The sequence below is a fragment of the Pseudomonas sp. NPDC089741 genome (genome assembly GCF_044748825.1).
In the GTDB taxonomy this organism is placed as follows: domain Bacteria; phylum Pseudomonadota; class Gammaproteobacteria; order Pseudomonadales; family Pseudomonadaceae; genus Aquipseudomonas; species Aquipseudomonas helmanticensis.
The window spans coordinates 41,325-62,241 of record NZ_JBIVGT010000001.1; the positions used below are offsets into that span (position 1 = coordinate 41,325).

A 20,917-nucleotide genomic window follows, 5' to 3' on the forward strand; every position below is an offset into this window, starting at 1 on the left:
TGCCGCAGCTCCTACGGGGGGTGTCAGGGGCTGCTGGGTGGGGGAGTGGCGAGGGCGATTCCCGCTGCGCCGAGGCGCTTGAGAATCTCGAACAGCAAGTCACTCTTGGTCACCCCGACGATTCTCGGGCTGCCGACATAGCCGGTCACCGTCAGAGTAATGCCGTCCGGCGACAGTTTGCTGAAACGCACGAACGACGCGGGTTTATCGAGGATGGTTTCGTTCTCGCGATAGGTGTTGAGCAGCAGGTCCTTGACCTCTTCGGGGTCGATATCCAGCGGGAACATCAACTCCAGCGACGCCACCCCCTGAGCGCTACCGCCGAGGGTGACGTTGCGCAGGTTCTGCGAGATCAGTTGCGAATTCGGCACGATCACGATCGAGCGGTCGCTGAGCTGGATTTCCGTGGCACGCACGTTGATCCGGCGGATGTCGCCCTCGACGCCGCTGATGCTGATCAGATCGCCGACCTTCACCGGGCGCTCGGTCAGCAGAATCAGGCCGGAAACAAAGTTCTTCACGATCTCCTGCAAACCGAAACCGATGCCCACCGACAGCGCACTGACGATCCACGCCAGGTTGGTCCACTGCACGCCTAGCGACGACAGGGTCATGAGGATCACAAAGGCATAACCGATATTGGAAAACAGCGTGCTGAGCGACGCGCACATGCCCGGGTCCATGTCGGTCTTGGGCAGGAACTCGTTGTCGAGCCAGCGGCGCAGGGCACGGATCAACCAGATGCCGATCATCAGCGCCAACACCGCATTGAGCAGGTGCGCCGGGACGATATTGAACTTGCGCAAGCCGGCGCCACCGAGGATCGCCATGATATTGGTCGCCAACTGCCCGAGCGTGGTGCCGATGCCGCCGACAAACAGCGCGATCACCGCCAGCAGCAACAGCGCTGCGCGGCTGAACCCGGACAACAGAATCGAGATCTGCTCGAGTCGTCGATCGCCAATGCCGAGCAATTGCTTGAGTGCTTTGCCGCTCGCATGTTTGGCTGAAAACGCGTACTCGCAGCCGTCCTTGATCACCTGGATCAGCAAGTAGAAACCCGAGAGCACGATGTAAGCCCAGACCACTTCATAGGTGATGAACCGGCTCAGCGAGATATAGCCGGTGAGCAGGGCAATCGCCGAGACCAACATCGAAATACTGGCGATGGTGTACACCACGCCGGAAAACGTACTGCCCGTCGCCGAGGCATCGTTAGCGGCGACCAGTGCCTTGCGCACTTTGCCCACGCGCAACAGCAACGACACGACAATCACCATGACCACAATCGAGATGACGCCGCGCCCGGCCACGACAATCTGGCTGCTCATGCCGGTGGAATTGCTCACTTGCACCAGCGTCACCAGCACCAGCAGCGTGCCGGACAAAATGCGCGGATACGGCTTCATCGCCAGCGCCACGGGGTCGGCAATCGCTGGCAGCCGCCACGACGGATGCTGGGTCGACAACAACGCGCGGCTCAGCCCGGTGATCAGCACACAGGCATAAACGGCTTTTTCGAACTCCTCGGAAAACGTCTCCAGCACCGGCGTCAACGGCTCGTGGCGAGTGCAGGCATAGAACAGCAATTGCAGCGCAAGGCCCGTTGTAACAATCGTTGCCAGCGCCGAAGCAAACGCCAGCGCACTACGACGCAAACGCCCCTCCGGCACGCGATGAATGCATAGCCATGTCAGCCCGCGCTCGGCCAGCCGGCGTCCGAACGTCCAGATAACCAGCGCCAACAACACCAGGAAAGTGGTATAGAAACGCTGCCCCGGCGCCCAGACCGTGGCCCAGGTTTCGCTGATTTGGGCGATGAAAAAACGCCAACGCTGACGATCGTCCGGCGTCGGACTGACCAGCGGCGACCAGAAATGCGGGCTCAACACACTGTGGGTGCCCAGGGTCAACTCGCTCTCGAGCAATGAGCGGCGGATACCGGCGATCTGCGTAATCAGATCCGCCGCGCTTTGCTTGAGCGCCGCCAGACTCTTCAGCGACGCGTCCATCTTGCTCTTCTGTTCCGCCAACGACGCCCGCTGCGCAACGATATCCGCCTGCTCGGCCGCGACCTCAGTTGCCGGCGCCGCTCCTAATACACTCAACTGCACGGCCAACTGCGCCTGCTGCGGCAGCAACGCCGCCGACAATTTATCGACATCCAGAATGAACGCCTGCACCCGATCCTGCGGGCCTTCGAGCTGGTTGTAATTGTTTGCCGAGGAAATTTGCTGCTTGAGGCCGTCGAGGCGCTGCTGCAAGGCTTGCAGGTCGTTTTGTGAAATCACCGGCAGCGGCGCGACCGCGGCCACCGAAGGCGCAGGCAATTCGGCGGCCCACAGCGCCGGACTGCTGCTGATGAGCAAGACGAATACCACTGAAAACAACGACTTCATGCTGTTGCGCATGGGACGGGCCGACTCTCGATGGACACACAGTCTATGAGGTTAGGTGATCAGGCCGGATGGGGCGGAAAAGTTTCACGGCAAGTACGGCACGAGCAATAGCGGAAAATGCTGCCAAAATGCTCTATATCAGTTGGCTTGGGCTCCACGGTGGTGTCGCGGTTACAGACTGAACCGGTGTGATGGCTGTCATTTGTCTGCGCGGCACTCGTCTAGCCAATGATTGGGAGGAATCATCAGAATGGATTACCTGATTCGCACCGCGACCCCGGCAGATGCCTCGGCGATCAGCCGGGTCATCATCCATACGCTTCGCGAGTCCAACGCGCTGGACTATTCATCCGACATCATTGATCAGGTGGAGCAAAGTTTTTCGCCACGGGCGGTCCTGGACTTGTTGGCCCGGCGTCAGGTCTTCGTGACCACGCTCGACGGTCATGTCGTGGCCACCGCGAGTCTCGATCACGACGTTGTTCGCAGCGTGTTTGTCGATCCACGGCATCAAGGGCTGGCTGTCGGCAGACACCTCATGGAGCAGCTTCAAACAGTCGCCCTGAGCGCAGGTATCGACCTGCTGCGTGTGCCCTCGTCGATTACTGCCGAAGGCTTCTACGCGGCACTTGGCTTCAAGAAAGTCCGGGATGAATACCATCAGGCGGAGCGCACGATCATCATGGCGAAGGCACTGGAGCACTAGGAAAATTCGTCATAGGATTTGGGCAAGTATCCCCAGATTCTCAGGATATCTGCGCGTACTTCAAACTCGAACCCAATGTGTGTGACGACCTTCGAAATGCTCTACGGCTGCACGGATTTTCTTCCGTGTCACCGCCTTCAGGGCAGAAGGTCGATAAGCTGCGGCTCCAGAGTATCAACACCCACGTCTAACAGGGCGAGAGTAACCGGAAGTTTGAAACGCCGACGCCCGGCGCTGCCTGGGTTTATGTAGAGCCGATCGCCGCGCCATTCGATCAAGGGCTTGTGGGAATGGCCGGTGATGATCAGTTTGATGGAGCTGTCGAGGAGGGCGGCGACGTCGGCGATATCGTGGGTCAGCAGGGCTGGCCAGCCATTGAGGTCGAGGGTGAGGTGGTCCGGGAGGTCGGCGGCCCAAGGGAGATTTAGATCGTTGTTGCCCCGCACCGCCTGTACCGGCGCGACTTCGGCCAGTTGCGCGAGGATTTCGGCGGCACCGATGTCGCCGGCGTGGATGATCAGGTCGACGCCCTGAACGGCGGCCAGGGCCTCGGGGCGGAGGAGGCCGTGGGTGTCGGAGATGATGGCTATTTTCATGGGGGAGAGATTAGCAGGGTTGATCTGCATGGCAGCGGTCAGCCAGTGAGCATTGACCTTGATAAGAGATACCGCCGGTATACTGCTCGATCAAACAGACGCGCACGTTGCCGAGGCAATCCGCGACCGGGTTAAACAGCCTGAGATGCCGCTCCCCCCGATGATCTTCCAAGGAACTTGCAATGCCTGCAGGCAAACGTGAACTGGCGCGCATGGAGCGCCGGCTGATCACCACGCTGACGGACGCGTGCGAAACAGCAAAAGCTGAAATCAAAGGCTTCACCTGGCTCACCCACACGGCTGACCTGAGCGCACTGGCTGAAACCCTGAGCGTGATCTGGGTGTTCGAAACCCTCGCGGATAGAAAGCTCGCTCAGGTTGAGGCGAAAGTGCGCATCTTCGAGCTGACGGCTGTAGCGTTGGGTGAGGCCGGAATCGAGCTGAAGCTTACCGATCGCAATGTCCGCTTCGACTCGGAGCAAGAGTGTCAAAACATTCATGGCGGCGATTGGGGGAAGCGACTGAAGGGCATGTCCGCTCGTCAGAACTAATCGAGTGCTAAGTCCTTGTGTAGCAGCAAAAGAATTTGAACCGCTCTTGGACACGCTCGCCTAATGATTAGCCTATGGGTAATCCCGCAGGCGATGTGCCAATACCGGCATGCTCCGAGAGGTGATCAACGTGGCTAAAGACGAGAAGAAAAGCAAAGGTGAAGCTTCCAAAGCCAGCAAAGAGTTGAAAGACAAAAAGGCATCACCGACGAAGAAAGCTGCGGCGGCCTCGGCGCTTTCGAAATCCTCTGACAAGGACAAGAAAGACAAGAAAAAAGACCCTGAACCGAAGAAATCCGCGAAGAAAGCTGACAGCAAGCCCGAAAAGGCCAAGAAATCAGACAAGGCAGAAAAGCCTGCGAAAAAGAAAAAGTAGTCTCTGCTGCCTGCCAGGGCTTTGCGCCCTGGCGACTTCCGACAGTGGTTTGAGCGCGGATGTCATTCAAATCTATATCGCGTTTGCTGAGCCACTTCCAAGCATGGCGAACGCTCTGAAGAACGCCCGCCCAAGCCGTTAGAAATCAATTCGGCATCAGCACCGTATCGATGACATGAATCACACCGTTGGATTGCATGACGTCTGCGATAGTGATTGCAGCCTTGCCACCTTTTGCATCCACCAGCCACAGTTTGCCGTCGTGCAACATGACCGTCAGCGGTTCGCCCTGAACGGTTTTCAGCATCACTTTGCCGCTATGCATTTTCGCGTCATCCATCAACTGCTTGGCGGTGTGGGTGCCGGCGACAACGTGGTAGGTCAGGATCTTCGTCAGGTCTGCTTTGTGTTCCGGTTTGACCAGCGTATCGACAGTCCCGGCGGGCAGTTTGGCAAAGGCTTCATTGGTGGGGGCGAAGACGGTAAAGGGGCCTCTACTGTTGAGCGTATCAACCAGTCCGGCAGCTTTGACTGCGGCAACGAGCGTGGTGTGATCTTTGGAGTTGACTGCGTTTTCGACGATGGTTTTCGTCGGATACATGGCGGCGCCACCAACCATGACGGTGTCGGCGGCGAAACCGAGTCCAGCGCCAAGGCTCAGCACTGTGAGGCAGGTAAGGGCAATGCGTTTGATGAGCGTGTGCATGATGCATCTCCTGAATTCTTCGACCCTTCGAGTGAGGGTGATGAATTTACGGAGCAGGGGCGGGAATGGATGCAGCGTGGGGGAAAAGTTTTTATTTTGATCGCGGTTTTTGGTTGGCGTAGGGCGTTTTTGGATGGCTGCTGGGCCAGAAGCTGACGTTCAAGCCGATCAAGCGTCACTCCACCAAACTTGAGCTATCTTTCCTGCGACTCACCAGCAAAAGGTGATCCCGCAAGTAAGGATGCTTTTATGAATCAATCGCCCCATCGCCTGAACCTGTTCGCACTGACGCTGCTCGGTGCACTGGCAACCACATCCCTGCTGGTGCCACCCAGCTACGCTGGCGAAGCTTCCGTTGCCGGGCCTGTCGCCAACACCAAGGTCACTGAGCCCTACGTGCGGATGATGGCCCGTGAGGCGTATTTCTGGGGTTGGCCGATGGCCAATATTTTTAACCGTCGCCAAGCGTTCAAGGATTTGCCTGAACCGGGCTTGATGGGCGGAATTGTTCCGGTCGCGCCGATCAATCGCCTATCGATGCTCAGCGATTACATTGATCCGGCCGAGCGCCTCGTGGCCTGCCCGAATCAGGACGTGGTCTACGGCGCGGGCAGCATCGCGCTGGATCTGGAACCGGTGGTGTTGCAGGTGCCGGATTTCGGCAGCCGTTTCTGGGTGTACCAAGTGGTGGATTTGCGTTCCGACAGCTTTGCCGAACTCGGCAAGATGTATGACACCAAGCCCGGTTTCTATCTGCTGGTGGGCCCTGACTGGAAGGGCGAAGTCCCGGCCGGGATCACCAAAGTCTTCCGCTCGCGCACCAACACCGGTTTCGTGATTCCCCGGGTGTTCCAGGACGATAGCGCTGTCGACCGCGCGGCCATTCAAGCGTCGCTGTCGGGCGTGGACATGTACCCGCTGTCGCAATTCGACGGCAAGGTCAAACATCGCGACTGGGCGAAACTGCCGAAACTCCCGGCGCAGGCGGCGGGCAGCGGCGAAACCAAATGGGTGATGCCGGAGAAATTCTTCGACGAGTTGCCGGCGCTACTCAAGGACGCTAAACCGTTGCCGGGCGAAGAAGCTCGCTACGCGCAGATGGCCACTCTCGCGGCCATCGCCAAGGCTGATCCGCAACTGAAAGCTGCGATGATCGATGAAGCGAAAAAAGCCGACAGCGAAGTGATCGATCCGCTGTTGCAGTTCCGCAACTATGGCCTGCAACTGCCGGATCACTGGAGCACCATCAGCAACGGTGCGGCATTCGGCACCGACTATTTCAGCCGTACCGCCGTCGCGCGCTCGAATATTTTCGTCAACCAGCAGAAAGAGACCAAGTACTTCTACCAGGATCTGGACAAGGCCGGCACGCGCCTCAACGGGCAAAACGGCTACACCGTGACCTTCGCCAAAGGGCAGTTGCCGCCGGTCAAAGGCTTCTGGTCGCTGACGCTGTACAACGAACAGCACTTCTTCTCACCAAACGACCTCAAGCGCTATTCCATCGGCACCAAAAACAAATCCCTGCAAGCCAACGCTGACGGCTCGCTAACGATTTACGTGCAGAGTGAATCGCCGGGCAAGAACAAGGAAACCAACTGGCTGCCGACGCCCAAAGGTGCTGATTTCTCGCTCTACATTCGCGCTTACTGGCCTGAGCCGGCCTCGCTGAATGGCCAATGGGTGCCGCCCGCTGTGGTCAAAGCCAATTGAACGTGAAATAAGGGGACGGATTTATTTTTTCTGAAAAAGAAAATAAGAGGACGGATTTATTTTTTCTGAAAATAAATCCGTCCCCATTTTTGCGCGTCCCCATTTTTGCGGCAACGCGACGTTTACCGCCGACACGTTCAACTACATCGACCCGCGCACCGGCTTCTTCACTAACGCCTATTCCGCCAGCCCGGGCATGGCCGTGAACATGGAAAACGTCGGCGCCAAGTACCCGGCCACGTTCGTCGATGCCAAGGGTGAATTGCTCTCCGGCAGCAATAGCTACACGCTGAACCTGCCCAAAGGTATTCCCGCTGCACTGTTCTGGTCGGTCACCGCGTACGACTCGATCACCGCGTCCGGCCTGGACAATGGCCAGCCGTTTCCATCGATCAATACCATGGACAAACCTGTCGCCAATGCCGATGGTTCGATCGATGTGCATTTCGGCCCGGACTCACCCGGCGCCGGTAAAAACTGGGTCAAAACCCTGCCGGGCGAAGGCTACTTCGTGATTCTGCGTTTGTACGGCCCGACCATGGCGTTCTTCGACAAAGTTTGGAAACCGGGGGATTTGAACAAGCAATGATTCTGAGACGTTCTTGAGCGGTATGGGTACATCAGCGTACTCATACCTTCAATACCCTTCACCAGCTGCTATTGGCAGATTGCTGCCTGTCGCGGAAGGCAGAAAACGGCCGGAAGCGGTCGTTCATAACCTAGCGCTGGACTTTAAAAATCTCGTATGTATGGCCATTTGCGACCGTCCTGGCAGGGACTACGTTTGTCATCTAGGTTACCGCTCGTCGCCTCATGACAGTGTGTAAAGGCAATTCTCTGGGATGCAGTTATCGATCTATTTGGAATGCCTGGAAATTTTTTTCGATCTGTATGGCGAAGTTACAAGCTATTGATATTCCTGTGATTATTGTTTTTTAGCACTTTAACCGAAACCTTTCCGCCGATTGAAATCCGGAGCTTGTCATCACTTACGTTAAAATTTGTTTCACTTGATTTCTGGAGTTTCCCGAAGTTTTTTCTAGCCGTCAGAAAATTCCTACTACCTTCAAATGGGCTTGTTCTTTGCGCTTTAGGCTTAGCGCATTCCTACTATGAAGGAGCGTAGAAGATGGTCTTGGAAATTCATTCGACAGTGCAACGTCAATCCCGAGGGGAATGGCGTTCCTTGAAATTGGCTGGTGCCGCTTTTTCGTTGGTGGCAGCTATCGGATTGGCTTCGCAAGCTTTCGCGGCTGACGCGGAAAAGCCAAAGCCTGCGTCGGAAGCCACCAAGGCGGCGAACAATGCGTTGCTCAATGAGCTGCCGTTCAACGACAAAACCTCGTTTGAACTGGCGCACAAAGGCTTTATTGCGCCGTTACCATCGACAGTAATAAAAGGCGGCTCGGGCAACGTCATTTGGGACCCTGCCAAGTATGCCTTTATCAAGGAAGGTGAGGCTGCACCGGACACTACCAACCCCAGCCTGTGGCGTCAGTCTCAACTGATCAATATTTCTGGCTTGTTCGAAGTCACCGATGGCATCTATCAGGTGCGCAACTACGATCTTTCGAACATGACTATCGTAGAGGGAAAGGACGGCATCACCATCTTTGACCCATTGATTTCTACCGAAACCGCGAAGGCAGCCCTCGATCTTTACTATCAGCACCGGCCAAAGAAACCAGTGGTGGCGGTGATCTATACCCACAGCCATGTCGATCACTATGGCGGCGTACGCGGGGTGATCAACGAAGACGATGTGAAGGCCGGAAAGGTCAAGGTTTACGCTCCTCTAGGCTTCGTCGAACACGCAGTGGCCGAAAACGTCATGGCCGGCACCGCCATGAGCCGCCGCGCCAGTTACATGTACGGCAACCTGCTGCCCCCATCGGCGACTGGTCAGTTGGGTGCAGGCTTGGGCACCACCACGTCGGCCGGTACCGTGACACTGATACCGCCGACCGACATTATCAAGACCACCGGTGAAACCCACGTCATCGACGGCCTGACCTACCAATTCCTGTATGCGCCCGGCAGTGAAGCACCGGCGGAAATGCTCTATTACATCAAAGAGAAGAAGGCGCTCAACACCGCCGAAGATTCCACCCATACCCTGCACAACACCTACTCGCTGCGCGGCGCGAAGATCCGCGAACCGCTGCCATGGTCCAAGTACCTCAACGAAGCGCTGAAACTGTGGGGTGACGACGTCCAGGTGATGTACGCCATGCACCACTGGCCAGTCTGGGGCAACAAGGAAGTGCGTGAGCAATTGTCTTCCCAGCGCGACATGTATCGTTACATCAACGATGAAACCCTGCGCATGATCAACAAGGGTTACACGATGGTGGAGATCGCCGAGCAGTTCAAACTGCCCAAGGCGATCGCCAACAAGTTCTCCAACCGTGGTTATTACGGTTCGGTGAACCACAACGTCAAAGCCACCTATGTGCTGTACCTGGGCTGGTTTACCGGCAACCCGGCTACGTTGAATGAATTGCCGCCGGAGGAGGGCGCCAAGCATTACGTGGAAATGATGGGCGGCGAAGACGCCGTACTCAAGAAGGCCAAGGAGTACATGGATAAAGGCGAATTCCGCTGGGTCGCGGAAGTGGTCAATCATGTGGTGTTTGCCAACCCGAGCAACCAAGCGGCGAAAAACCTGCAAGCCGATGCGCTTGAGCAACTGGGTTATCAGGCCGAAAGCGGCCCATGGCGCAATTTCTACCTCACTGGTGCACAAGAACTGCGCGATGGCGTGAGGAAATTGCCTACTCCTGACACCGCCAGTCCGGACACTGTTCGCGCCATGGATCTCGATCTGTTCTTCGATTTCCTGGCCATGCGCCTCAATGGCCCGAAAGCGGATGGCAAGCGTTTGTCGCTCAACTTTGATTTCACTGACTTGAAACAAAACTACTCGGTGGAAATGGAGAACGGCGTGCTTAACCACACTGAAGGCGTTGAAGGCAAAGACGCTGATGCCAAGGTGACCCTGACTCGCGACACCTTGAACAAAATCGTGCTGAAAGAAACCACTTTGAAGGACGCCTTGGCCAAGGGTGATATCAAAGTCGATGGCACGCAGGGCAAGCTCGAAGAGTTGGTGTCGTACATGGATGACTTCGATTTCTGGTTCAACATCGTCACGCCGTAACGACCGAGTCAGTTGATGTCGGTCTGCGGTAGCGGTTCAAAACGCCGCCGCAGACCAGCGTCACACCAGTATGTCGACAATGGAGCGTTCTCATGCAATTCAAGGCACTCGCTGTACCGTTGTGTGTGCTGTCGTTGGCCCTTTCCGGCTGTGCCAGCAAGTACGTGGACCCCGAGCAGTACTCCGGATTTCTCGGCGACTACAGCGTCCTGAAGGAGGAGAAATCTCCTTCCGGTGCCGCTGTCATGCGCTGGATTGATCCGAAAGTCGATGTCAGTAAATTCACCAGCGTTTACGTCGAACCCAGTCAGCTGTTTCCCAAGCCGCAACCGACCGCAAAAATCCCGCAAAAAACCCTCAATGGCATCACTCAGTACTACGACCAGACCTTAAAAAATGCATTTTCCAGCGCGCTTCCGCTCGCTAGCGGCCCAGGGCCGGGCGTGCTGGTAGTACGCCCGGCAATCACCGCCGCCAGTGCCAAGACCAAAGGGTTGCGTCCGTATGAAGTCATCCCGATTGCACTCGTGGCGGCTGGCGTCAGCGCCGCCACCGGCATTCGTGATCAGGACACCAGCCTGGCGACCGAAGCCGCGTTTCTCGATGGAAGTGACAACAAACTGGTCGCCGAAGTGGTGCGCAAGGGCGCCGGCGCTGATCTCGACAACTCCGCGCAGGTTCTGGAGGCCAATGACTTCAAAGCGTTGCTCGATGTCTGGGCGAGGGACATGGTCAAGTCTTATGAGCAGTTGAAGAAATAGCGCTGCACGTTCGGGCACAACCTTATCGGGCATCCACAAGAACGCCACGTTGCGCATCATCGGTGGTGGTGCGACGTGGCGGTTCTGAGGGCACGATAAAAAAGCAATGCACCCTGAATGCTTAAACACTCTTGGTCTTGGTGCAAAGCGGATTTCCTACCTTCTAAAGGACGCCGAAATGAGCGCGGTGATGATTAAGGTCAAACATGAATTCATGAAAGTGCTGCCACCCACGGTGTTTTTTTTCGTGATTTTGCACATAGTCGCGTTGATTCGCTCACTCATGATCAAAGGGGCGGGGGTCGATCTTCCGGTGTCAGCCTCGGTGCTGATTGCTTCCCTCATACTTGGAAAGTCCGTATTGGTCGCGGATATGCTGCCGTTCATCAACCGCTTTCCCGATAAACCGCTGATCTGGAACGTCATCTGGAAGACACTCATGTATGCGCTGGTGGCGCTGATCGTCCACTATCTGGAGCGGCTTTACGATTTCTGGAAAGAAGCGCCGAACCTCATGGAAGCGAACTCTTTGCTGTGGGCTTCGATGAACTGGCCGCGTTTTTGGGCCGTGCAAATATTGCTCATCACGCTGATATTCATGTATTGCGTTATCGCAGAGTTGGCCCGTGTCATCGGAAAGGATCGGCTAAAGGTGATGTTCGTGGGGCCGCTTGCGCCTATGCAACGCTAGAGTGTCGAACGGCTGTTTTTGCCCGAAAGCAGCCATTCGCAAGCGCTCAAAAGAATCTGATCCGATCAGTGGCGACGGTCAAACCGCCACTGAATGCAATGACCTAGTCTGTAATTTCAACCCTGTCCAAAGCCCTATTCACCGCCAACTCCCCAAGCATTACCACCTGCGCAATGCCCAGCAACGTCTTGCGAATCGGTCCATCCACCAACCCCGCAACATCCCCCAGCATGATGGAGGCCGAGGCCAGCGATTCGCACGCGTTAACCAGCAATGACTCGGTATCCGTTTCCGGGTTAACCAGAAACATCGTGCTCGCCTGATACGGCGTAGCCATGATCGCCGCAGCGGGATTTAGGTAATGATCGAGCGCACGCTCAGCCGCGTCGTGCATTTTTCTTGAATCAAGCGATTCATAAGGTGAGGCCGGATCGGTTTCTGGAGGGTTCGGCGTTATCTTGCACATGTTCTTCTTTTTCCTGTTATGTGGCCGCCGCGCCGAGCTACTAAACAGGGGGTGGCAGCGGTGCGCAGGTTAGTAGACCGGGGAAAAGAAGAAAGCCGGCGCGCCCGAGGGCGCCCTACGCACAGCCGCCATCAAATGCAGGTACGTGAATACCTTTTTGACAGACGCTTGTGCACTTTCATTTACCTCGGGCTACTAAACCCGGTCACTGCGAACAGTGACGCGAATCAAGTTACCGATGGCACTCCAGGCGCACAAGTCGGCGGATTCTGGCGTAGTCGTAGGCAACGGCGCAAGGCGTCGTAGCCTTTCGGACGTAACGCCAAGTGTCCTTAAACACAACGCAAAAAACGTTAAACAATCATGGCCTTCAGCGATGCGACCGCGCCGATGGTGACGTGCAACTCAGCCGCAGCCGCAGCCAGACTGCCCAGGCATCCTTTGATCTTGTCGCGTTAAAAATAATTTTGTACTGCAGAAACTTAGTTTTCGAAACTCAGTCTGTATAGATAATGGCATGCGGCCACTTCTGAACAAGGAGTTTCATCCACCTTATCCTTCATGAGTTATCTCGTCCTTTATCTCTCAAGCGTGCCTGCACGGTAACGCTAACTAATGTCTTTTAAGTGATGTCGAGTTTTCTTCAAGGAGTTTTCATGAAGCTCAAGGTTGCTTTGCTGGGTTCGGTTCTGTTCGCCATGCCGTTGTATCAAGCCCTGGCAGACGATTGCAGTGCCAACAGCTACGGTGGTTTCAATTGCCGATACGACGATGGAACAAGCTCTACCAGCAGCAAGAATATTTATGGTGGACAAGACACCAGCTATAGCAATGGCATCACTTCGAAAAGCAGCGCGAACCCTTACGGTGGCCAAGACACAAGCTATAGCGATGGCCGTAAATCGCAAAGTACAAAGAATATTTATGGCGGAGTCGATACGCATAATAGTGATGGCAGTACTTCGCAAAGCAGTTCAAATATCTATGGTGGTTACGATACAACTTACAGTAATAAAGGCACATCGCATAGCAGTGCCAATATTTACGGTGGGCTGGATACGAGCAACTAAGGATTTGACTTGGGTGCTGCTCGCAAAGCGTCAAGGTTAAAGAAACAGGCCGGATCTATCAAACAATAGATCCGGCCTTTTTTATGCGACCGCTAAACGTGTTGCTCGACGACATAACGGCTCGGCACTTCCCCCAGTAATTGCTTGAATACCGTGGCAAACGCGCTGGAACTGCTATATCCCAAGGTCATCGCGACTTGGGTGACTGGCTGACCTTTGCCCAGCATCACCACCGCTGCGAGCAGACAAGCCTGTTGCCGCCACTCGATAAAACTGATCCCGGTATGCAGCCGAAAATGTCGGGTAAAGGTGCGCCGGCTCATTCCCGCACGTACGGCCATCTCATCGATACCCACTTCCAGCGAAGGCAGGTTCAGGAACTCGCGACACACCGACGCCAGACGCGGTTCTGCCGGCAGTGGCGCATTCAGCGACAGTGCGGGCATCGCGGCAATCTCGTGCAGCAGCAGACTCATCAAATGACCGTCGCGCCCTTGGCTGGAATAGCGCGCCGGCACGTCGATGGCTTTCAACAGCAACTGCCGCAGCAATGGCGACACATCGAGTACCTGGCATTGGCCCGACAACCCCAGTCGCTGCGCCGCCTGTTTGCGGATATAGGTGTTGTGCAGGGTCACCGGCCCACGCATTTGCATGGAGTGGGGGAGTTGCGCGGGCACCCAGATGCCACGCTGGGGCGGAACGACCCAGTTGCCATCGTCGGTGAACACGGTGATGACGCCGCTGGCGGCATACGCGAACTGACCCCGTTGATGATCGTGCAGCGGGAATAACGTGCCGTCCGCGTAATCAACGGCGGTCACGACTGCATCGCGGGGTATGTTCTGGTAAGGATGACCGGTGATTGTGCGCATGGCCCGATTCTATCGAAAGATGGCCTGTGACTGAAAGCGGGCCAGCTCGATAGCTTGCATATTCTCCCCGCACGAGCACTTCCGCTCGGCGATGGGAACGATCGATCATGCACAAGAAACATCTCCTACTTGCGATCATGGTAACAGCGGTGTGGGGACTGAATTTTCCCGTGACCAAACTGGGTCTGGTCGACATCGATCCGCTGTTGCTGACCGCGTTGCGTTTCGCGCTGGCTGCGTTGCCCTGGGTGTTTTTCGTCGAGCGCCCACGAATAGCGTTTCGATGGTTAGCCGCTTACGGACTGATCTTCGGCGTCGCGATGTGGGCGTTGATCAATCAGGGCATCGCGTGGGGAGTGCCGCCCGGCACCGCATCACTGCTGATCCAGTGCAGTGCATTTTTCACCTTGGGCTGGGGCGTGATTTTTTTTCGCGAACGTCTCGGGCGCCCGCAATTGCTCGGCGCGCTGTTGGCGGCCGCAGGGTTACTGGGCATCGTCTTGTGCAGCCCCGGCGACGCGTCGAGGGCAGGGCTGGCACTGGTGATTGGCAGCGCAATGGCCTGGAGCGTCGGCAACGTCATCATCAAGGTATCGAAGGTGCGCGAGATCTTCGCGTTCGTGGTGTGGGCCAGCCTGTTTCCGCCGATCCCGCTGATGTTGCTGACGTGGACATTGCATGGCTCGGCACCCTTTATCGCACTGCCTGCGCAGCTCAATGCGATGACCGTTTTTTCACTCGCGTTCCAGGTGTATGCAGCGACGCACTTCAGTTATTGGGGCTGGAACCTGCTATTGCGCGAATACCCGATCTCGCGCGTGGCCCCGCTGTCGCTGTTGATTCCGGTGTTTGGCATCTTCAGTTCGATGGCGATTCTTGGCCAACACCCGAGTTCTGCGGAGTGGGGATTGATCCTGTTGGTGCTGGTGGCGATCGTATTGGGTTCAGGGTATTTGCAGGGTTTGTTGTCACGCCGTCGTGCGCGAATCGCCTGAGCATTGGCCCGACCCTGACGTGCCGGACACTCTTTAATACATAACCCAGCCCGCCACTGCCGTCCCGAGCACAACCAGCCACGGTGGCAGCTTCCAGAACATCAAGGCAATCAGGGCGAGCAGTGCCAAAACCAAGTCTTGCGGCACGAGAATGGCACTGGTCCAGACAGGGTGATAAAGCGCGGCCAACAGCAAGCCGACCACCGCAGCATTCACCCCGGCCAAAGCGGCCTGTGCACGGGTATTGCGGCGCAGCTGCTGCCAGAATGGCAAGGCTCCCACGACCAGCAAAAACGAAGGGGCAAAAATCGCCAGTAAACAGATTACGCCACCCAGCCAGCCTGAGGGCGTAACGGTCATCGAGGCACCGAGAAACGCGGCAAACGTGAACAAAGGCCCCGGCACGGCTTGCGCTGCACCGTAGCCGGCGAGAAACGTTTCGTTGCCGACCCAGCCCGCAGGCACAACCTCGGCCTGCAGCAGGGGGAGAACGACATGGCCACCGCCAAATACCAAGGCGCCCGCGCGGTAGAAAGCGTCCACCAGCGCCACGCTTTGGTAGGGGAGCCGTTCGGCCACGAATGGCAGGCCCACGAGTAGCACAAGGAAAAGTATTAGGCAGATTGCTCCGCTTCGTTGGCTGATCGTGATCGGCAGGGCGTCAGGTTCGACACGTTGCCTGGGTTTGAACAGCACCAGGCCAGCCAGGGCGGCAATGACAATCACGCCTACCTGTCCCCATGCCGACGGTGCAAGCAACGCGACAAAGGCGGCAATCACCATCAGGGCCACCCGCGGCCCGTCGGTACAAAGGTTGCGCGCCATGCTCCACACGGCTTGCGCCACCACTGCGACAGCGACCACTTTGAGGCCATGCAAGGCACCGGGCGAAATCGCGCTGCCATAACGTGCGATGCCGAGGGCAAACGCAATCAGGATGGTGGCCGACGGCAGGGTAAAACCCGCCCATGCTGCCAGCGCACCGCGATATCCCGCTCGCGAAAGACCCAAGGCCATGCCGACCTGACTACTTGCCGGTCCCGGCAGAAATTGGCAGAGCGCGACCAGATCCGCATAACTGTGTTCGCTCAGCCAGCGCCGTCGCGTGACGAATTCGTTGTGGAAGTACCCCAAGTGCGCAATCGGCCCGCCGAATGAGGTCAACCCAAGGCGCAGAAAGATCAGAAACACCGACCAGGCACTGTTTTGCTCAGCGGTATGAGGTTCTGTCATCTACCGGCGTTCCTGCTTCAATAATCGGATTACGATAGCGTACTCCCGTAAAGCGAAATGCTTCGCTCGGGATTTTCTACCTTGGAATTTCCGGATACGCCCTCATTACAATGCCTACAGCCAATGCATACCGAGAGGAAGCACAGATCATGACCCGTCAAACCGAAACTGCCATTCTCGCCGGCGGCTGCTTCTGGGGCATGCAGGACTTGTTGCGCCGTTATCCGGGCGTGCTGCAAACCCGCGTCGGCTACACCGGCGGCGATGTGCCGAATGCCACGTACCGCAACCATGGCAATCACGCCGAAGCCATCGAGATCGTCTTCGATCCGGCGGTGATCAGCTATCGGCAGATCCTCGAGTTCTTCTTCCAGATCCACGATCCGAGCACGCCCAACCGTCAGGGCAATGACCAGGGCCCAAGCTATCGTTCGGCAATTTATTACCTCAGTGAAGCGCAACGCGATATCGCCGAGGACACCGCCGCCGACGTCGACGCATCACGCCTGTGGCCAGGCCGAGTGGTGACCGAAATCGAACCGGCGGGACCGTTCTGGGAAGCGGAACCGGAGCATCAGGATTACCTCGAACGTATCCCGAATGGCTACACCTGCCACTTCATCCGCCCAGACTGGAAACTGCCGAAGCGCTGAGAGACTTCAGCAGGGCGCGTTTACTGCGCCGCAAAACAAAAAGCCCCTGAGATCAGGGGCTTTTTCGTTGTAGCTCATAGGGGTTTTCTTTCAGCGTAACGAATAACAGCCAGCAGAAAGTCCTTGATCGACCACGCCCAGACACCCGACAGCATGCAGATAACCAGATAAGTAAAGTAATGAGCAAAGTCCGTTTTGGGCACTTTGTACGTGGTTAATCCAACCAGTCCGAGCGTCAGCAGGCTGATCGAAAATGAACCCAGGCACCATAAGGCACGAGTGCAAAGATCTCTGATCCTGATCGCGGACACCCAGCGACTTGCTGACGCTGAAGAACAAACCGAGCAGAACAGATGGAACAGGCTTGCGTAGATAAAGCTCAGGCTTAAACGTTGTGCTGTATCGACGCCGGAGCCCATCGAAAGCCACGAATAGAGACTGTCGAGAGCAACACCGACCGGGCGTAAAAACTCGATGAAAGGAAACAGCGCAATCCCTCCGGCGAGATAGATAGCGACGACAGCGATCATTTTCATCACGCACTCCATTGCTATATCTGACGGCCCTGAGCTTATGGCGCCTCGATATTGGACTCGATCTTTTTCCCCATGCTGATGCGTGGTTCGGTCACGTAGCCCAGCGATTGATAGAAGGCTTCGACGCTTGCATTGGTACTGACGATTTGCAGGTTGATCTTCATGCAACCCCGTTCGGTCAAGGCTGCTTCGGCATGTTGCACAAGCCTTGCGCCCAAGCCCTTTCTACGAAACGCTGGGTGCACCGCAACCGAGTACAGCCAGCCACGATGGCCGTCGTATCCGGCGAGAACGGTCCCGACAACTTCATTTCCTGCCAATGCGACAAAAAACAGCTCGTCGTTGACGGCCAGTTTCTTGTCGATAGCAAGGCCAGGACTGTTATGCGCGGTTTCGTAACCGAAAACAGCTTCCCACAGCGCCATCACAGAGGTTCGATGGTGTTGATCCGAGTAGTGGGTAATCACATCCATGGCGCAGCCTCCGATTTGAGTGGCTGACGCTATCGCGCTGTGCCGGTGGTTGTCCACTTTCCTGCGTTCTTGTCATAACCCGGCAACTCAATCGCATCAGCCTCCGGCGACAGAATTTTCCCGAACAATTTCTTTAACCCCGGCGCCGTCTAATCGAAAGCTTGCGGCTGATTCAGCGACACAACATAAGCGCTGAACATGTCTGCCAGCGCGTCGGCAAACACGCTGATTTCCTGCTCGCTGCGTGGGCTGGCGGAAAAGTCTTTTCCGGTAGAACTGAGCGTGGTCAGGATTAAATCGCAGGCCGCTGTGCGGATTGCATCTGTGACATGCGGCAACAGTTCGAGCATGAAGGCCGCGAAGATCTGCCGTCCTGCCGCGCGTACTTCATGGGCCTCGGGCGCATCGCGATAGAGCGGCGCGGCATCGTTGAGCGCACCGCGCATCTGCGCTTCCTCGCACTCCGAACGAATGAATGCCTGCACCAGCGTGCGCAGGCGATCCAGTGGCGGTTGTTCCTGCTGCAAAATGCGCTGGAGCATTTGTGTGGTGTGCAGCCACTCATCACTCTGCAAGCGGAACAGAATCGCCGCTTTGTTGGGGAAATACTGGTACAGCGAACCGATGCTCACGCCGGCCTTTTCCGCGACGCGTGCGGTGGTGAAGCGGGTGGCGCCATGCTCGGTCAAAACCTGAATAGCCGCCTGCAAAATCGCTGCGACCAGATCCGCCGAACGGGCCTGTTGTGGCTGTTTGCGCGAGGAAATACGGGCGGTCTGGCGGTCGGTCATGGGCGGTCTCGGAGGTCCTGGGGAATGCGAATAGCGGAGGAGGCGAATCACTCGCATCATTTAAACGCGACGAATCACTCGCATTCTAGTCCCCAACTGACGGAAAACAATCATGACCACCCTGACCTCTGGACCAATGGCGAGCCTGATCGAACGCCTTTACAGCCAAGCCAGCGCCGCCACCAGCCCGGCGCTGAACGATGTATCCGGCGAAGAGCGCGATCGCCTGATGCACAGCAAAACCGACTACCTGAAACTCTACGGATTGCTCAAAGACTTGTGGCTGCCGGTCTCCCGCGACACCGGCAAGCTTCTCTACATGCTCGCGCGCAATACCCAGGCCAAAGCGATTGTCGAGTTCGGCACATCGTTCGGTCTGTCTACCTTGCATCTGGCCGCCGCGCTGCGCGACAACGGTGGAGGGGTGCTGATCGGCAGTGAATTCGAGCCGGCGAAAATCCACTTGGCGCGCCAGCATTTCGTTGCCGGCGGTGTCAGCGATCTGGTGAAAATTCGCGAGGGCGATGCGCTGATCACCTTGGCCAGTGATCTCCCGGAATCTGTCGACTTGCTCCTGCTCGATGGCGCCAAGGCCTTGTATGGCGATGTCTTGAACCTGCTCGAAAAGCACCTGAAACCCGGCGCACTGGTGGTGGCCGACAACACCGACTATTGCCCGGAATACCTGGCGTACGTGCGTGCACCGGAGAACGGTTACCTGTCCGTGCCGTTTGCCGACGACATCGAGTTGTCAATGCGCCTGGGCTAAAACCAACCGTTTCAGGGACCACCGATGGGTGGTCCCTGAAGGCCGTAATCAAGGCGTGCTTCGGATCGAAGTTAACGCTGGTGACGGTTGTCCGGCCGCTCCAGCCCCAGATGATCGCGCAGGGTGGTGCCGCTGTATTCATGGCGGAACAGCCCGCGCTGTTGCAGTAAAGGCACCACGTCATCGACGAATTCATCCAGGCCTTCAGGCAGGAACGGGGGCATGATGTTGAAACCGTCGGCGGCCTGTTCGACGAACCATTGTTCGAGGGTGTCGGCGATGGTTTTTGGCGTACCGATCACCGTGTGATGGCCGCGCGCGCCCGCGACTTTCAGGTACAACTGGCGAATGCTCAGATTCTCGCGCCGCGCCAGATCGATGAACAAAGCCTGACGACTCTGCATCGAATTGCTCGGTGGCAGCTCCGGTAACGGGCCGTCCAGATCATATTCGGAGAGGTCAAAACCACCGGCCATGCCTGCCAGCATCGCCAGCCCGACACGCGGCTCGACCAGATCCTGAAGTTGTTGGTATTTGTCTTCCGCCTCGCTTTGCGTGCGGCCGATGACTGGCGAAATCCCCGGCATGACTTTCAATTGCTCAGGGCGGCGTCCGTAGCCGGCGAGACGACCTTTGACGTCGGCATAAAAGGCCTGGGCGTTGGCCAGCGTCTGCTGTGCGGTGAACACCACTTCGGCGGTGCGGGCGGCGAGTGCCTTGCCCGGCTCCGACGAGCCGGCCTGGATCAGCACCGGATAACCCTGGGGCGTGCGAGGAATGTTCAGGGGGCCGCGTACCCGGTAGTTATCGCCATGGTGATTGAGTACATGCAGTTTGTCCGGCTGAAAAAACACTCCGCTGGTTTTGTCGCGGACGAAGGCGTCGTCATCAAAGCTGTCCCACAGACCGGTGACGACATCAATGAATTCTTCCGCGCGCTGATAACGGTCACCGTGTTCGAAATGCTTGTCGCGACCAAAGTTCAGCGCTTCCAGATCGGTCGCTGAGGTCACCAGATTCCAGCCACTGCGCCCGCCGCTCAAATGGTCAAGGGAAGCGAACTTGCGTGCCAGCAGATAGGGTTCGTTGTAGCTGGTCGACACCGTTGAAACGAGGCCGATGCGTTTGGTCACTGCGGCCAGCCCGGAAAGCAGCACCAACGGGTCGAAGACGTCGCCGGCCGTGGTGAATTGGCCCAGTTCCGGCGAGCCCATCAGGGCCAGATTGTCGGCGAAGAATATCGCGTCGAACTTGCCACGCTCGGCGGTAGTGGCGAGTTTCCTGAAGTGCTGGAAATCCAGACCGCCGCCCGACCATGCGCGTGGATGGCGCCACGCGGCGAGGTGATGGCCGCTGCTCATGAGAAATGCGCCAAGGCTCATTTGTGCTGTTTTCAT

At 57.0% G+C, this 20,917-nt stretch carries 22 protein-coding genes and 2 pseudogenes; 13 read left to right on the forward strand and 11 right to left on the reverse strand.

The window, feature by feature from the left end; genetic code table 11:
* Positions 1-23: 23 nt before the first annotated feature.
* Positions 24-2,411: a DUF3772 domain-containing protein gene (locus tag ACIPZE_RS00195; protein ID WP_400770431.1), complete on the reverse strand. Its 2,388-nt coding sequence runs from the start codon at positions 2,409-2,411 to the stop codon at positions 24-26.
* A gap of 238 nt (positions 2,412-2,649) precedes the next feature.
* Between ACIPZE_RS00195 and ACIPZE_RS00200 the strand changes: the two genes are divergently transcribed.
* Positions 2,650-3,105, forward strand: coding sequence for a GNAT family N-acetyltransferase (locus ACIPZE_RS00200; RefSeq protein WP_400770433.1), 456 nt, complete (start codon positions 2,650-2,652; stop codon positions 3,103-3,105).
* Here ACIPZE_RS00200 and ACIPZE_RS00205 read toward each other — a convergent pair.
* A complete protein-coding gene (locus ACIPZE_RS00205; protein WP_400771010.1) occupies positions 3,102-3,203 on the reverse strand; it encodes a hypothetical protein in 102 nt (33 codons plus the stop codon). The two genes, ACIPZE_RS00200 and ACIPZE_RS00205, sit on opposite strands and share 4 nt — an antisense overlap.
* 39 nt (positions 3,204-3,242) lie before the next feature.
* On the reverse strand, positions 3,243-3,701 hold the full coding sequence (locus tag ACIPZE_RS00210) for a metallophosphoesterase family protein (protein ID WP_400771012.1): 459 nt from the start codon (positions 3,699-3,701) through the stop codon (positions 3,243-3,245).
* 49 nt (positions 3,702-3,750) lie between these two features.
* Here ACIPZE_RS00210 and ACIPZE_RS00215 point away from each other — a divergent pair.
* From ACIPZE_RS00215 to ACIPZE_RS00225, 3 genes and pseudogenes are all read left to right on the forward strand, one after another.
* Positions 3,751-3,843: pseudogene (locus tag ACIPZE_RS00215) on the forward strand (cation transporter); the annotation flags it as partial.
* 40 nt (positions 3,844-3,883) lie between these two features.
* Positions 3,884-4,252, forward strand: a complete 369-nt coding sequence (locus ACIPZE_RS00220; protein WP_400770435.1) for a hypothetical protein — start codon at positions 3,884-3,886, stop codon at positions 4,250-4,252.
* 121 nt (positions 4,253-4,373) lie between these two features.
* A complete protein-coding gene (locus ACIPZE_RS00225) occupies positions 4,374-4,628 on the forward strand; it encodes a hypothetical protein (protein ID WP_129394253.1) in 255 nt (84 codons plus the stop codon).
* A 145-nt stretch (positions 4,629-4,773) separates the two neighbouring features.
* On the opposite strand, the gene ACIPZE_RS00230 is transcribed toward ACIPZE_RS00225, so the two are convergent.
* Positions 4,774-5,334, reverse strand: coding sequence for a fasciclin domain-containing protein (locus tag ACIPZE_RS00230; protein WP_400770437.1), 561 nt, complete (start codon positions 5,332-5,334; stop codon positions 4,774-4,776).
* A gap of 249 nt (positions 5,335-5,583) precedes the next feature.
* Here ACIPZE_RS00230 and ACIPZE_RS00235 point away from each other — a divergent pair, with 249 nt between their 5' ends.
* The 5 genes and pseudogenes from ACIPZE_RS00235 (at position 5,584) to ACIPZE_RS00255 (ending at position 11,659) form a co-directional block, all read left to right on the forward strand.
* Positions 5,584-7,047 (forward strand): DUF1254 domain-containing protein, encoded by a 1,464-nt coding sequence (locus ACIPZE_RS00235; RefSeq protein WP_400770439.1) that lies wholly within the window; start codon positions 5,584-5,586, stop codon positions 7,045-7,047.
* A 154-nt stretch (positions 7,048-7,201) separates the two neighbouring features.
* Positions 7,202-7,636, forward strand: a pseudogene (locus ACIPZE_RS00240) (DUF1214 domain-containing protein); the annotation flags it as partial.
* 597 nt (positions 7,637-8,233) lie between these two features.
* Positions 8,234-10,207 (forward strand): alkyl/aryl-sulfatase, encoded by a 1,974-nt coding sequence (locus ACIPZE_RS00245; protein WP_400770441.1) that lies wholly within the window; start codon positions 8,234-8,236, stop codon positions 10,205-10,207.
* 92 nt (positions 10,208-10,299) lie between these two features.
* The gene (locus ACIPZE_RS00250) at positions 10,300-10,968 is read left to right on the forward strand and encodes a DUF3313 domain-containing protein (protein ID WP_400770443.1); all 669 of its coding nucleotides are present in this window, start codon (positions 10,300-10,302) and stop codon (positions 10,966-10,968) included.
* Positions 10,969-11,146: 178 nt separating this feature from the next.
* On the forward strand, positions 11,147-11,659 hold the full coding sequence (locus tag ACIPZE_RS00255; RefSeq protein WP_400770445.1) for a hypothetical protein: 513 nt from the start codon (positions 11,147-11,149) through the stop codon (positions 11,657-11,659).
* Positions 11,660-11,762: 103 nt separating this feature from the next.
* On the opposite strand, the gene ACIPZE_RS00260 is transcribed toward ACIPZE_RS00255, so the two are convergent.
* Complete coding sequence (locus ACIPZE_RS00260) at positions 11,763-12,125, reverse strand: DUF6124 family protein (protein WP_400770447.1); 363 nt, start codon at positions 12,123-12,125, stop codon at positions 11,763-11,765.
* Between the two features lie 656 nt (positions 12,126-12,781).
* Between ACIPZE_RS00260 and ACIPZE_RS00265 the strand changes: the two genes are divergently transcribed.
* Complete coding sequence (locus ACIPZE_RS00265) at positions 12,782-13,195, forward strand: hypothetical protein (RefSeq protein ID WP_400770449.1); 414 nt, start codon at positions 12,782-12,784, stop codon at positions 13,193-13,195.
* Between the two features lie 92 nt (positions 13,196-13,287).
* Here ACIPZE_RS00265 and ACIPZE_RS00270 read toward each other — a convergent pair whose 3' ends face one another.
* On the reverse strand, positions 13,288-14,070 hold the full coding sequence (locus ACIPZE_RS00270) for an AraC family transcriptional regulator (RefSeq protein WP_400770451.1): 783 nt from the start codon (positions 14,068-14,070) through the stop codon (positions 13,288-13,290).
* Positions 14,071-14,177: 107 nt separating this feature from the next.
* Between ACIPZE_RS00270 and ACIPZE_RS00275 the strand changes: the two genes are divergently transcribed.
* Complete coding sequence (locus tag ACIPZE_RS00275; protein WP_400770453.1) at positions 14,178-15,065, forward strand: EamA family transporter; 888 nt, start codon at positions 14,178-14,180, stop codon at positions 15,063-15,065.
* Positions 15,066-15,098: 33 nt separating this feature from the next.
* Here the strand turns inward: ACIPZE_RS00275 and chrA are convergent, their stop codons facing one another.
* Complete coding sequence (gene chrA, locus ACIPZE_RS00280; RefSeq protein ID WP_283436234.1) at positions 15,099-16,298, reverse strand: chromate efflux transporter; 1,200 nt, start codon at positions 16,296-16,298, stop codon at positions 15,099-15,101.
* Between the two features lie 149 nt (positions 16,299-16,447).
* Here chrA and msrA point away from each other — a divergent pair, with 149 nt between their 5' ends.
* Positions 16,448-16,951, forward strand: coding sequence for a peptide-methionine (S)-S-oxide reductase MsrA (gene msrA / locus ACIPZE_RS00285; RefSeq protein ID WP_400770455.1), 504 nt, complete (start codon positions 16,448-16,450; stop codon positions 16,949-16,951).
* Positions 16,952-17,025: 74 nt separating this feature from the next.
* Here msrA and ACIPZE_RS00290 read toward each other — a convergent pair whose 3' ends face one another.
* The 3 genes from ACIPZE_RS00290 to ACIPZE_RS00300 form a co-directional block, all read right to left on the reverse strand.
* Positions 17,026-17,487 carry a hypothetical protein gene (locus ACIPZE_RS00290; RefSeq protein ID WP_400770457.1) on the reverse strand — a complete coding sequence of 154 codons (462 nt, stop codon included), beginning with the start codon at positions 17,485-17,487 and terminating at the stop codon, positions 17,026-17,028.
* 35 nt (positions 17,488-17,522) lie between these two features.
* Entirely contained in the window at positions 17,523-17,960 is a 438-nt protein-coding gene (locus tag ACIPZE_RS00295; RefSeq protein ID WP_129394239.1) for a GNAT family acetyltransferase, read from the reverse strand.
* 149 nt (positions 17,961-18,109) lie between these two features.
* On the reverse strand, positions 18,110-18,751 hold the full coding sequence (locus ACIPZE_RS00300) for a TetR family transcriptional regulator (protein ID WP_400770459.1): 642 nt from the start codon (positions 18,749-18,751) through the stop codon (positions 18,110-18,112).
* Between the two features lie 112 nt (positions 18,752-18,863).
* Between ACIPZE_RS00300 and ACIPZE_RS00305 the strand changes: the two genes are divergently transcribed.
* Positions 18,864-19,520 (forward strand): O-methyltransferase, encoded by a 657-nt coding sequence (locus ACIPZE_RS00305; protein WP_400770461.1) that lies wholly within the window; start codon positions 18,864-18,866, stop codon positions 19,518-19,520.
* 71 nt (positions 19,521-19,591) lie between these two features.
* Here ACIPZE_RS00305 and ACIPZE_RS00310 read toward each other — a convergent pair whose 3' ends face one another.
* Entirely contained in the window at positions 19,592-20,917 is a 1,326-nt protein-coding gene (locus ACIPZE_RS00310; RefSeq protein ID WP_400770463.1) for an LLM class flavin-dependent oxidoreductase, read from the reverse strand.